Source organism: Alteromonas sp. KS69 (genome assembly GCF_003989595.1).
GTDB classification, from domain to species: Bacteria; Pseudomonadota; Gammaproteobacteria; order Enterobacterales; family Alteromonadaceae; genus Alteromonas; species Alteromonas naphthalenivorans.
In genome coordinates this window covers 76621-90109 of sequence record NZ_PYHU01000033.1, presented here as the reverse complement: position 1 = coordinate 90109, position 13489 = coordinate 76621, and the positions used below count along the sequence as shown (strand labels likewise).

General features: G+C 45.0%; 13 protein-coding genes. All 13 read left to right on the top strand.

Annotated elements, in window-relative coordinates; translation table 11 throughout:
* Positions 1–1137, top strand: a complete 1137-nt coding sequence (gene hypD, locus C7Y69_RS16035) for a hydrogenase formation protein HypD (RefSeq protein ID WP_126873360.1) — start codon at positions 1–3, stop codon at positions 1135–1137.
* A complete protein-coding gene (gene hypF, locus C7Y69_RS16030; RefSeq protein ID WP_126873359.1) occupies positions 1134–3452 on the top strand; it encodes a carbamoyltransferase HypF in 2319 nt (772 codons plus the stop codon). Before hypD ends, hypF begins: the two co-directional genes overlap by 4 nt.
* A complete protein-coding gene (hypE, locus tag C7Y69_RS16025) occupies positions 3422–4492 on the top strand; it encodes a hydrogenase expression/formation protein HypE (RefSeq protein WP_260563538.1) in 1071 nt (356 codons plus the stop codon). The genes hypF and hypE overlap by 31 nt, the downstream gene beginning before the upstream one ends.
* A 119-nt stretch (positions 4493–4611) precedes the next feature.
* Positions 4612–5022 carry a MerR family transcriptional regulator gene (locus tag C7Y69_RS16020; RefSeq protein ID WP_126873358.1) on the top strand — a complete coding sequence of 137 codons (411 nt, stop codon included), beginning with the start codon at positions 4612–4614 and terminating at the stop codon, positions 5020–5022.
* 24 nt (positions 5023–5046) lie between these two features.
* Positions 5047–7395, top strand: a complete 2349-nt coding sequence (locus C7Y69_RS16015; protein WP_185864189.1) for a heavy metal translocating P-type ATPase — start codon at positions 5047–5049, stop codon at positions 7393–7395.
* Positions 7396–7407: 12 nt separating this feature from the next.
* Entirely contained in the window at positions 7408–7761 is a 354-nt protein-coding gene (locus tag C7Y69_RS16010) for a cupredoxin domain-containing protein (RefSeq protein WP_044447459.1), read from the top strand.
* Between the two features lie 46 nt (positions 7762–7807).
* Positions 7808–8131, top strand: coding sequence for a DUF2933 domain-containing protein (locus C7Y69_RS16005; protein WP_013755268.1), 324 nt, complete (start codon positions 7808–7810; stop codon positions 8129–8131).
* The gene (locus C7Y69_RS16000) at positions 8121–8774 is read left to right on the top strand and encodes a methyltransferase family protein (protein ID WP_013755267.1); all 654 of its coding nucleotides are present in this window, start codon (positions 8121–8123) and stop codon (positions 8772–8774) included. Before C7Y69_RS16005 ends, C7Y69_RS16000 begins: the two co-directional genes overlap by 11 nt.
* 10 nt (positions 8775–8784) lie before the next feature.
* Entirely contained in the window at positions 8785–9129 is a 345-nt protein-coding gene (locus tag C7Y69_RS15995) for a hypothetical protein (protein WP_260563537.1), read from the top strand.
* Positions 9130–9285: 156 nt separating this feature from the next.
* Positions 9286–9657 (top strand): hypothetical protein, encoded by a 372-nt coding sequence (locus C7Y69_RS15990; protein ID WP_044447462.1) that lies wholly within the window; start codon positions 9286–9288, stop codon positions 9655–9657.
* A gap of 92 nt (positions 9658–9749) precedes the next feature.
* Positions 9750–11087: an NADP-specific glutamate dehydrogenase gene (gdhA, locus tag C7Y69_RS15985; RefSeq protein ID WP_126873378.1), complete on the top strand. Its 1338-nt coding sequence runs from the start codon at positions 9750–9752 to the stop codon at positions 11085–11087.
* Positions 11088–11169: 82 nt separating this feature from the next.
* Complete coding sequence (locus tag C7Y69_RS15980; protein ID WP_126873357.1) at positions 11170–12537, top strand: efflux RND transporter permease subunit; 1368 nt, start codon at positions 11170–11172, stop codon at positions 12535–12537.
* Positions 12495–13475 (top strand): efflux RND transporter permease subunit, encoded by a 981-nt coding sequence (locus C7Y69_RS15975; RefSeq protein ID WP_126873356.1) that lies wholly within the window; start codon positions 12495–12497, stop codon positions 13473–13475. The genes C7Y69_RS15980 and C7Y69_RS15975 overlap by 43 nt, the downstream gene beginning before the upstream one ends.
* Positions 13476–13489: the final 14 nt, after the last annotated feature.

Here is a 13489-nt window from a genome sequence, read left to right as displayed (position 1 = left end):
ATGTATAGTGTTGAATCGTTACTATCTCTGATCAAGAAAACGCCGCTTACAAAACCGCTCCGTATTCTCAATGTCTGTGGTGGTCATGAGCGCGCGATCACGCGCGCTGGCTTTAGAACGTTATTTCAACACAATATTCATCTGATCCCCGGCCCAGGCTGCCCCGTCTGTATTTGTCCAGAAGAAGATATCGCATTCGCGATTCACTTAGCACTCAACGAAAACGTCGTCATTGTGAGTTTTGGTGATATGCTCCGCGTGCCCATCGATTGTGCTATCGATGGTTGTGATTCATTGATAGCAGCAAAAAATAGTGGAGCAGATGTTCGTCCTATTTCGTCTGTGCAAGAAGCAGTATCTATTGCGATAGGTGAACCTGAAAAGGCGGTTGTATTTTTTGCGGTCGGTTTCGAAACCACCATGGCACCGGTTGCAGCAGCATTGCTTGCTGATTTGCCCAATAACCTTAAAGTTTTATTGTCTGGACGTCTTACTTGGCCAGCTGTTGCCCATGTGCTTAGAAGTCAAAAAGATACATTTGACGCCCTTATTGCACCAGGCCATGTCGCAACCATTATGGGATGTGAAGAATGGCAATTTGTTATCGACCATCATGATTTACCCGTCAGTATTTCAGGATTTCATCCAGAAAGTCTGCTTTTGTCGATCCATGCACTTATCAAAAACTGTTCTAGCAGAGTCATTACACTGAACAATAGTTATCCCGAAGTGGTCAAGCACCATGGTAACTCAGCGGCTAAAACTCTTTTAAAAACAGCGTTTACCCAGGTTGATGCGCATTGGCGTGGAATTGGTGTCATACCGCGTTCTGGATTTTCATTGGCTGCAAAATTGTCGCACTTAGACGTTACCAACCATTATGAGCCAATCGATTCTAGTTCACGAATTATACAAACCGGTCTAAAAACACCCCCGTCCTGTGAGCAAGTGATACTTGGGCAAATGGCACCTGATGGGTGCCCATTTTTCGGTAAGGAATGTATACCGGCTTCGCCCAAAGGAGCCTGTATGGTTTCCGACGAGGGGGCTTGCAGAATCTGGTATAGTACTGGTGAGCGCTCAGTAATAGAAGTTATTGAAAAGGGAAATACGCAAAAAGTGGAGATAAAGTCATGACGGCTTCCGGCTCGCACGAAGCAAATCAAAATAATGCAAAAACGATTGCGTATGAGCTAATCATTACAGGGATGATCCAAGGCGTTGGCTTTAGACCCTTGATTTACCGTTTAGCCCATGAAAAAAACCTTGTGGGATGGGTCAAAAACGATTGTGGGTGTGTGCGCATACATATTGAAGGCTCAGAATCAGATGTTGAACAGTTTTCATATGACTTACTAAATAATGCGTCACTGGTATCGTTGTGTTTGCTCGAAAAGAAAAGCATTAAACCCAATGGCTTAGGCACATTTTCGATAGAAGAAAGCAGTCATGACCCATTAAGCGGGACGGTATCAGTGCCTAAAGACTTGTATTTGTGTGACGCTTGTCAGTCCGAGTTACTGTCTACAGCTAACCGGCGCAGTGATTATAGTTTCATCGCGTGCAGCGAATGTGGACCACGATTCTCGATGTTGCGGGCAATGCCCTATGACAGAAAAAATATTAGTATGTCTGCGTTTCCTATGTGTGAGACGTGTCACCAAGAATATCAATCCCCGCATGACAGGCGCTTTCACGCACAGCCTATCAGTTGTCGCGCATGCGGACCTGAAGTGTTTTGTTCAACAGTTGGCGGTCGTGTGATCGCGCAAGGTGATGACGATGTTGTGACTGCGGTTGTGGGATGCCTTAACCAAGGTGCAATCATTGCGTTAAAAAGTGTCGGCGGGTATCACTTAATTTGTGACGCGCAAAACACTGAAGCGGTTGATCTACTGCGGCGACGAAAGAATCGACCCGACAAGCCTTTTGCGGTGATGCTTCCAGAGCCGCAAAGCGATGTTCCTGGACAGAGTTGGCTCGATAACTGTGTGGTGGTAAACAGTCAAGATAAAGCGCTCCTATCAAGCTCTATAAGACCTATTTTGCTTGCACCAAAAAAACGCAATGCACCCATTGCAGAAAACGTAGCGCCAATGCTTAGTGATTTGGGGGTGATGTTACCATGCAGTGGTTTGCATTTGATGCTCATGAAGCAATTCAATCGTCCGATGATCGCAACCTCAGGCAATGAATACGGTGAACCTATGGTCACATCGACGTCGTCTGCACAACAACAGCTTTCCATGTTGGCTGATTTTTTTGTTCATCATAATCGCGATATCTGTCACACACTTGACGACTCCGTTCTAAGAACTGTGATGTCAGGCGCTATACCGTTTCGTCTAGGGCGGGGCTTAAGTCCCCTGGAATTAACGCTTCCCTATGACGTGGAAGAACCCCTTCTCGCGGTGGGGGCGAATCAGAAAAACACGGTATCGTTTGCATGGAAGAACCGACTAGTGGTAACGCCGCATATTGGCGACCTAGATTCGCCTATAATGCAGGAACATTTTGAAAAATGTATCAGTGATTTTCAAGACCTTTATCATGTCAGTCCGCAGCGTATTCTGTGTGACCGACATCCTGGCTATATTAGTTCTCGTTGGGCCAAGGAAAGCCCATTACCGTCCAGTGAAATTTTACATCATCGTGCCCACGCATCCGCCTGGGCGTTATCTGCTGAAGTCTCGTCACCTAGTTTGGTTTTTGTATGGGATGGGGCAGGGATAGGCAGTAATGGTGATTTGTGGGGTGGTGAAGTGTTTTGGGGCTCACCGGGCAATTGGAAACGCATTGCATCATTGGCTCCTATGAAACTGCAAGGCGGGAATAAAGTACCATATCAGCCTTGGCGCAGCGCCGCAGCACTTGCATGGGAGACTAGTTTCACGGAGGTCGATTTGACCCACTTTGACCCAGAGCACCTGAGTTTCAAGGCATGGAAAAACGAACTTAATTGTTATTTTAGTAGTTCGATGGGAAGACTGTTTGATGCAGCTGCGTTTGCCTGTTGTGAACAAAGTGAAGTCTCATATGAAGGGCAAGCACCGATGATGCTTGAGAGTGTTGCATCCACGCCATCCAAGATTGTGCCGTTATCCTTGATACAGAAAAGTGATGATTTCATTCTAATGGACTGGCGAACGATGGTGCCTGACCTATTTGATAAAACAGTACCCGCACAAATCCGCGCCGCAAATTTTCACGCATCACTCATTGAAACTGCGTGGGAGTTAACCCAGCGTTGTCGCAAAAAGTATGATTTCAAACATATTGGTTTGGCCGGAGGCGTCTTCCAAAACCGCATTTTATGCGATGGCCTAGCTGAACGTTTTGCACAATCAGACATTCCTGTTGTTATCCCAAGCAGTTTACCTTTAAACGATGCAGCAATAAGTGTCGGGCAAATTCACGAATATTGCTCAAGGAGATCATCATCAAAGGCATAGAGCGTAATAATCGAGCATCATCAGAACCGTTGGACACCGATACTATTCGGTTAGCGCAAGGCAATGGTGGAATATTGACCAAAAAACTTATTAATGATGTGTTTAAAAATACTGCCAATAAGGAACTAGATCTGCTACACGACGCGGCTTCGGTAACCTTCGCCGGTCCCTTTCTGAGTATGACAACCGATAGCTTCGTTGTCTCACCTTACACATTTCCAGGTGGCAATGTGGGGGCATTAAGTATTTACGGTACCGTGAATGATCTGGCTGTCGTTGGCGCGACCCCTCGGTATATCAGTACTGCATTCATTATTGAAGAAGGCTTTTCGATGACGGCTCTCAAGGAGGTTGTCCATAAAATGCATCAAGCTGCTGTAGAAACCAATGTGTCCATAATAACGGGAGATACTAAAGTCGTTCCAAAGGGATTCGGTGGTGGCGTTTATATCAATACAACGGGTGTGGGTGACAGCCAAGAAACACCAATTTGGGATACGAGTCTTATAAGGCCGGGCGATCATGTACTTGTCAGTGGCTCTGTTGGCGATCACGGTGCTTGCGTATTACTGGCGCGTGAGGACTATGGGTTGCATGGCCAATTAAAGTCCGACTGTGCCAGCGTTTTCCCGTTAGTCAATGCAATCAGAGACTTAGAAGGCGTTCGTTTTGTCCGAGACCCAACGCGTGGAGGACTATCAGTGTTACTCCATGACGTGGCAACTGAAACGGGTTTCAATATCGAGCTAATTGAAAATAACATTCCGGTGCGTCCAGAGGTCGCAAGCGTGTGTGACATTCTAGGCTTTGATCCTTTCGTTTTGGCTTGTGAGGGACGCGTTATTGCAATTGTCAGTCCCGATATTAGCAGCGAAGTACTCACTCATTGGCGGGGTATAAAAAACGGTGAAAATGCCCAACATATTGGTGTTATATCAAAAAATACAGACTTAAAGGGCCGCGTGTCGATTATTACGCCAATGGGAGGGCGACGCTTCATGAGTGAACTTGAAGATGAGCCACTTCCACGGATCTGTTGAAGGTTTAGGTGTTGACCTGTGAGCGGCTCACAGGTTTATCGTATGAAGGTGAGAGTAAAACATAGGATTAAAGGCGTGTTGTAGCAGCACAACTATGTTGATAAAGAAGGGGGTTTAAAATGCGGGTAAAACAAATAGCAGATGCACTAGATATTAGCGTTGATACCGTACGCTATTATACGCGCATTGGACTTTTGGTCCCAAATAGATCCCACAATGGATACAAGTATTATCGGCCGGCGGATGTGACGCGACTACGATTCATTTTAAGTGCTCGGTCACTAGGTTTTTCGGTCAATGATATTAAAGAGATCCTAGTTACATCTTCACAAACCAATGCGCCGTGTCCAACGGTAAGGCGTGTTATTGAAAAGAGGTTGAAAGAGACTGAACAGCGGTATCAGGACATGCATGAACTTAGAGAGCGCATGCGCTTAGCCACTTCAGAGTGGCAAAACAAACCCGATCAACCTCCAACGGCCGATACGATATGCCATTTAATTGAAGGTTTCACAGCGCTTAAGTCATAACAAGGTTTAAATAGGGAGTGGTTTATGAATTCTAAAACAGACAGTGCGAAAGCACATGGGTGTTGTAGTGGCGGCGATAAAACATCAACTGCGAACGAAGCGGTTGACACTAAAACGCAGACCAGACAGGTGTCTTCCGATGCAGGCGAGATACAACTTAATATTCAAGGGGCGAGTTGTGCCAGTTGCGTCACTAAAATTGAAATAGCCTTAAAACAAGTCGCAGGCGTCACCAGCGCAGAAATGAACTTTGCACAGCGTACAGTGCTTATCAATGGTAATGCCTCGCCAAGCGAACTGGTTCGTGCGGTAGAAGAAGCTGGGTATAACGCAACGCTGGCAAATGCCGATTCTGATGAGGCTGCCATTGAAGAAAAAGAGCAAGCGGATTGGGCATATTATAAAAAGCTAATGCGACATATGGTCATTGCATTGTCGCTTGGAGTACCGCTCATGATCTATGGTTTGGTAACCGGGGAAATGAGCGTCAACACGACCACGGAGCGAATTGTATGGTTGATTATTGGGCTCATGACATTAGGTGTCATGGTGTTCTCTGGTCGTCATTTTTATGTGGGTGCATGGAATTCGTTTAAAAATCATTCGGCCAATATGGATACTTTGATAGCCTTGGGTACAGGAACCGCCTGGTTGTACTCGATGACAGTTGTGTTCTTTCCGGGGTATGTCCCTGAAATGGCACGACATGTTTATTTTGAGGCAACCGCCATGATCATCGGCCTAATTAATTTGGGCCTGGCCCTTGAGATCAAAGCACGCGGTAAAACCTCAGAGGCCATTAAAAGGCTGATAGGCTTGCAAGCCAAGACTGCACGTGTCATTCGAGATGGCGATGATATTGATATTCCTATTGAAGATGTTTTGCTCAATGATCTTATCCGGGTTCGACCCGGAGAACGCATTTCTGTAGATGGTGTAGTCGTCGAGGGCCAAACCAGTATTGATGAATCAATGCTAACGGGTGAGCCTATGCCAATTGAGAAGCGAAAAGACGATGAGGTTGTGGCCGGTACCATCAACAAATCAGGCTCTATCGTCTTTCGGGCAGAACGCGTGGGAAAAGACACCGCGCTAGCTCAGATCATCAACATGGTAAAACGTGCACAAAATTCAAAACCACCTATTGGTCGATTGGCAGATGTTATTTCTGCCTATTTCGTGCCGGTTGTTATGATCATTGCCGTAATGAGCGCACTAGCGTGGCTCAATTTTGGTCCGGCTCCCGAGGTTGCCTTCGCAATCGTGTCAGCAACCACGGTACTGATTATTGCATGTCCTTGCGCATTAGGTTTAGCCACGCCGATGTCGGTCATGGTGGGGGTTGGCAAGGCGGCTGAAGCAGGCGTACTTATCCGCAACGGTGAAGCGCTGCAATCTGCTTCGAAAATTACCACAATGGTATTAGATAAGACCGGCACCATAACAGAGGGGGCGCCTAAAGTTACCGACGTTGTTATTGCGTCAGCTCACAATCAAGATGACGTGCTTTCGTTAGCTGCAAGCCTGGAGTCGGGTTCCGAACACCCACTCGCAATGGCGATCGTTGAATCAGCGAAAGAGCAAGGTGTGCCGATCCACTCGGTGACTGATTTTGAGTCCATTGCAGGGAAGGGCGTAGCGGCAACACTGAATTCTCAGCGTTTGCTATTTGGCAATGAAAAATTGATGAAAGAAAAATCAATAGAACTTCATCATTACGTTGATAAAGCGCAGAGGCTGGCCGCAGAGGCTAAAACCCCAATGTATTTCGCGATTGATTCAAAATTAGTTGCCGTCATTGCTGTTGCGGATCCAATAAAATCAGACTCAATAGATGCGATTAACCGCCTACAGCACAACGGAATACGTGTGGTGATGTTGACGGGGGACAATCGTATGACTGCAAAAGCCGTTGCTCGAAAGGCGGGGATTGTTGATTACGTTGCTGAAGTGATGCCAGAAGATAAAGCAAACAAAGTGCTCGAACTTCAACGTGAGGGTGAAATCGTCGGAATGACCGGCGATGGGATCAATGATGCGCCCGCCTTAGCCCATGCCAACGTCGGATTTGCTATCGGAACAGGCACTGATGTCGCAATAGAAAGTGCAGATATCACGTTGATGCGAGGCTCCTTACATGGGTTAGCGGATGCGATTGCAGTGAGTAAGGCAACGCTGAGAAACATAAAGCAGAATCTCTTCGGAGCATTTATCTATAACGTCGCGGGGATCCCATTTGCTGCAGGTGTTTTTTATCCATTTTTAGGCTTACTACTAAGCCCAGTAATTGCCGGTGCAGCGATGGCATTCTCGTCGTTAACGGTAGTGACCAACGCGAATCGATTACGTTTATTCAAAGCTAAAGAGCACTAGGAGAACCTAAAGATGATGTGGATTAATTTGATAGGGTTAGTCGTGATTGGGCTTATTGTTTGGTGGTTTTGGCTTTACCAAACAAAGTCAACTGAAGTACGAGACGGCAGCATCGAAGTCCGCGTGAAAGATGGCGTGTATCAACCTGCCAATATCACAGTGCCCGCGAATGAGTCTGTACAACTGATGTTCTACAGAGAAGATGCGACTCCCTGTGCGGAAACACTACTAATACCCGAGTTGGAGATCAGTGAAACATTAGTGCTTAACAAGCGTGTGATGGTCACTATTCCCCCCAAAAAGGCAGGTCGCTATCCGTTTCATTGTCAGATGCAAATGTACCGTGGCACTTTGGTGATCAAGTGATTTACCGTTTTCTGAAAACTTAAACGACACAAAAGCGAGGTGTATTGTGAATAAACAAAAATTACCTTTTTGGCGCACCCCCAGTGGTTGGTCCGCCATCGGACTTATAGCGGCGGCAAGCTATTTCTTGTTTGTCGAGCATGGTGAACATGTTTTCCCTTATTTACCATACTTGATCCTGCTGCTATGCCCAGTGATGCATATCTTTATGCACGGAAGTCATGGTAAAGGGCATGAGACACATACTAACGACGAGCAAACATTTAAAGAGCAAACCGAAGACAATGATCAATACAGACAAGGTTATATCGAAGGGTTAGAGCAGGCACGCAAGGAAAGACGTAAAACGGAGAGCGACAATGCACGGTGAATCAGATTATGGGCTTTGGACGTTAGTCATCATTAACTCCGCAATATTTATCTTTTTTGCGTTTAGTTTCGTCAAGCCGAAGTCAAAAACAGACTGGCGAAGCTTAGGCGTATTTTCCGCTTTTATCGTGGCGTTATTTACTGAAATGTATGGTTTCCCGCTTACCATCTATTTTTTGTCCGGTTGGTTAGCCGAAAGTTACCCAGGCGTAGATTTTTTAAGTCACGAAAATGGTCACTTGTGGCATACACTGTTGGGGTTATCTGGCGATGCGCATTGGGATGTACTGCACATCTTGAGTAATGTTCTCATCGTTTTAGGATTCTTTGTTTTATCTGCTTCGTGGAATGTCCTGCATCACGCGCAAAAAACGAGCAGCTTAGCGACCAGCGGTTGGTACGCACGTTGTCGGCATCCCCAATATGTTGCCTTCATTGTGATCATGTTTGGCTTTTTACTGCAATGGCCAACACTACCCACTTTGCTCATGTTTCCCATTCTCATTGTTGTCTATGTTCGACTGGCCAAACGCGAAGAGCAGCACGCCGAAACTGAGTTTGGTGATACCTATAGGCAATATAAGCAAGCCACGCCAGGTTGGTTCCCACGATTTCTCAATTCAAACGTTTCAAGCCCCGTGTAAGGATTTCAAAATGAAGAAAGCATTAGTTTCAATATTGTTTGTCGCAGGCGTTTTATCCGCTACCTTTACGAGTGCTCAGACATCCATGAGTGCCGATGAGATGTTACGCAGTAACGAGCGCGTCATGGATGCATTAATGCAACGCATCCAACGGATCAATGACGTTTCTGAGAGGCAAACGTTGATTGTTGAGCATATGAAGATGATGGATACCTACTTAACGAGTATTGAGAAGAGGATCCAAAGTGAATCTAATACTGAACAAAAGATACGATTAAAAGAGACATATAGAAAGGCCTGCAAAGAAGTCTTGTTCTTATCGAGAGCGGCATATCAGCAAGCGACATTGTTGTGATGGGGAACTCGATAGATGAACATTTGTTGTTAATAGAACAAAGAATGACAGTTTTACGATCGTTAATGCAGCAAGTGGTTAATGCCAATAGCGTTTTAAGTAATTAGAGACGTGACTGACATAACTGCGTAGGAAATTAATTTATAGGAGAAAAGTATGAGCGATTTAGATCACAGAGTGGGCGTTTCTGAGGCTAATTTAGTGGTACGGCATTTGAAGTTAACCGGCATTACCGACGGTAATTTATTAGCAATTGTTGCTGAAATTGATGGGACCTTTGGTATTGATGCCGTTTCATTTGAAGAAGCCAAAAACACTTTGCATATCGGCTATGACGCGACCCACTGCAATTTAGATGGCATTGAGACAATCATTCGTGCACACGGTGCAGACATTTCTGATGATTTTTGGACAAAGATGAAAGAAGGCTACTACCAATTCGTTGACGAAAACATTCGTGAAAATGCGAAACATAAACCCTGGAGCTGCCATCGTGTCCCACCCGGGCAAAGCAATAGACAGAAATAGTGTAGCGCGAATCGAGCAACTTTGTGTTGGACTTCACCAATCAGCACTAATTAAAACAGGATATTAGCACTGTGGATCATAGTAAGAATGAAATGGACAGAATTAAGTCATTTAATTCGGCAATAATTGCAAGAAACCCAGCTGAACATGAATTCCATCAAGCTGTGCAAGAGTTCACAGGGGCAGTAATGCCCTATGTTATGGCCAATGCCAAATATGATGATGGGCATGTATTAGAAAGAATGACAGAGCCAGACCGTATTGTCATTTTTAGAGTATGTTGGGAGGACGATAACGGCCATATTCACTGCAATAGAGCATGGCGAGTCCAATTTAACAATGCTATTGGACCCTATAAAGGAGGCTTGCGCTTTCATCCCAATGTTACGCAAAGTGTTCTTAAATTTTTAGCGTTTGAGCAAGTCTATAAAAATGCATTGACTGGACTTCCGATGGGAGGTGGTAAAGGGGGAAGTGATTTCGATCCGAAAGGAAAGAGTGATCGCGAAATCATGCGATTTTGTCAGTCATTGATGATCGAACTTTCTAAGCATATTGGGGAAGATACTGACATTCCAGCCGGCGATATTGGGGTGGGTGGAAGAGAAATTAGTTATCTGTTTGGTCAATACAAAAGACTAAAAAACAGATTCGTGGGTACGCTAACAGGCAAAGGACTTTCTTATGGTGGAAGTCTTATTCGAACGGAGGCGACAGGCTATGGTGTTGTTTATTTTACTCAGCACATGCTGAATATGCGTAACGAGACATTAGCAGGAAAAACAGCCTTAATTTCGGGCGCCGGCAATGTTGCGATTTTTTGCGCAGAAAAATTGATTAATGAAGGTGCCCAGGTCATGACACTGTCTGACTCAAGTGGTTTCATTTACGATCCTGATGGATTTGACCATCAAAAATTAGCATTTCTAAAAACGCTTAAATTTGTCAAACGGCAACGCTTGAGCGAATACACGGAAAACTACCCACACGCCATATATCATCAAGGCAAAAGGCCTTGGCTTATAAAGGCTGATTTGGCCTTTCCTTGTGCAACGCAAAATGAACTCGAACTTGAGGATGCTAAACTCCTTGTTGATAACGGTATACAGTTGATCGCAGAAGGCGCAAACATGCCTTGTACCCTTGAGGCGGTCAAATACTTTCAGGCTAAAAGTGTACTGTTTGCACCTGCAAAAGCGGCAAATGCTGGAGGCGTTGCCGTTTCTGGGCTAGAGCAAACACAAAACTCACTTCGGCTTCCTTGGACAAGAGAGGAAGTTGATTCACGACTTCAACAGATCATGGCGCATATTCATCGCCAATGTGTTGAATATGGAAAAGAAGACGGTGGCATCAACTATGTGAAGGGGGCCAACATCGCTGGATTTGTAAAAGTCGCCGATGCGATGCTTGCGTATGGAATAGGATAGGGCACTGAGTGACTCGTTTCCGTATGCGGTCGTTTTTCTGCCTAATTGTGTTGGGCTTATACCCGTATAAGGTGAGCGCCTTTTGATTCGTTCAGAAAAATTTTGTGATTTGTGGGTGTCGATACTCTCGCGGTATCGGCTCATTGCCCTGTTTGCCTTACTCATTTTGATAGGCGGACTAAGCATGGGTATCAACCATGTGGTTTTTAATGCGGACTATCGTGAGTTTTTTGAAATCAACGATCCGCAGCGCATGAAGTTTGACGAAATCCAAGACGTTTTCGGCAGTAGCGACAATATCATGTTTTTACTGGTTCCCGCATCGCGGGATGTCTTTACGGAAGAAGTTTTTACGGCCATTCATCAACTAACCGAGCGAGCCTGGCAGATCCCGCATTCCTATCGTGTTGATTCACTGACTAACTATCAATATTCATGGTCTGTTGGCGACGATCTTATGGTTGAAGATCTACTCCCCGACATTGATAATTTATCGTTTGAAAGACTTGCGTGGGCAAAGGAGGCTGCGTTGAGTGAGCCTGGACTAATGGGGCGGTTACTCAATAATGAAGCCTCGGTAACAGCCGTAAATGTTTTGGTCAATGTTCGCGGTAAACCGGCTAGTGCAGAGCATAATGCGGTGCAATATGCCTATGCATTGAGTGAGGAATTGCGTCGTGAATACCCTCAACTCGATGTTTACCTCTTAGGCGAGGTGATGGCAAATGCGACGTTCAACGAATTATACGTTCAAGATACCACGACACTTTTACCGCTGATGGTACTGCTTATTTTACTGTTGGCCATGTTTGCGCTTAAAAGCGCAGTGGCATCAATCCATATTCTTGTCGTAGTAATTGTGTCTGTAACAGCTTCAATCGGTTTGATCGGCTGGCTAGGCGGCGCGTTAACGAGCCACTCATCCGCTGCGCCAATTATCATAGTCACGCTGGCAATTGCAGATTGTGTTCACCTGTTAACGCACTATTTACGATTTCGTCAAGAAGGAATTCTCAATGAGGACGCTATCGCTAAAAGTGTCGATCGCAATGCAAAAGCTATCTTTTATACCAGCTTGACGACCATAATTGGTTTCTTAAGTCTCAATGCAAGCGATTCACCGCCATTTAGAGATCTCGGTAATTTCGTTGCGCTTGGCGTCATGATGGCGTTTTTATTCAGCGTTTTATTACTACCGTTATTACTCATGTTCTTTCCTTGTTCGCCGCGGGGCAACCTCATTCAAATTACATGGAAAGCGTGGATAGATATGTGCCATAGAAACGCGAGAAGCATCGTCGCCTTAACTGTGATGATACTATTAGGATCTGTGTATGGCTTGAAAAAAATGATTTCAACGATGACTGGATTGCATACTTTGATGAGTCTGTTTCTTTCCGACAAGCCGTGGATATTAGTGAACAACACCTTAGTGGCACAACGACATTAGAATACGTGCTCACGAGTCAAACTCGTGTTACAGATCCCGTTTACTTACGAGATGTGGAGTCATTTACACAGTATTTGTATTCATTGCCACAAACAAGACACGTATTTACATTTACTGACGTGCTAAAGCGACTAAACCGCAACATGAATGGTGATGATCCTGCTGAATATTTAATTCCAAAAAACAGAGAGCTCGCGGCGCAGTACTTATTGCTCTATGAAATGTCTTTACCGTTCGGCTTAGACGTGACCAACCAAATAAACTTAGATAAAACTGCAATGCGCATTATGGTGACATTCAAAAACTTGTCTTCTACTCAATTGATTAGTCTGGAAAACGAAATAGCTGTGCACTTGAACAAAGTCGAATCGTTTGATTTTTTTGTCACTAGCCCCAGTAGCATTTTCGCCCATCTAAGCCACAATAATATTCGAAGTATGCTGATAGGGACGGTACTTGCGATGATATTGATAGCCTTTGTACTGATGTTTGCGTTGAAATCAGTCAAGCTTGGCGCACTTAGCGTGATCCCGAACGTTTTACCTGCTTTTGTAGCATTTGGCGTATGGGGACTATGGGTATCAGAAATAAATCTAGGGTTGTCGATTGTAGCGAGTATCACGATGGGCATTGTTGTCGATGATACTGCACATTTCTTGACACATTATCAATATGCTTGGGAAGCCTGCAATTGTAATCGAGTTGACGCATTAGTGAGAACCCTTGAAGAATCCGGTCACGCCATTGTGCTGACGACATTTATTCTAATGATGGGATTTTTAGTATTGGCAAGCAGTGATTTCATCATCAACGCAAACCTTGGGTTGTTGACGGCAATTACCCTGGCACTGGCGTTAGTCGGGGACTTACTGGTGTTACCTGCGATTCTATTACTACCGCAAAAGCGCAATACAAACCCCACTAACTTGGCGACATAAAGCAAGCAAAATGG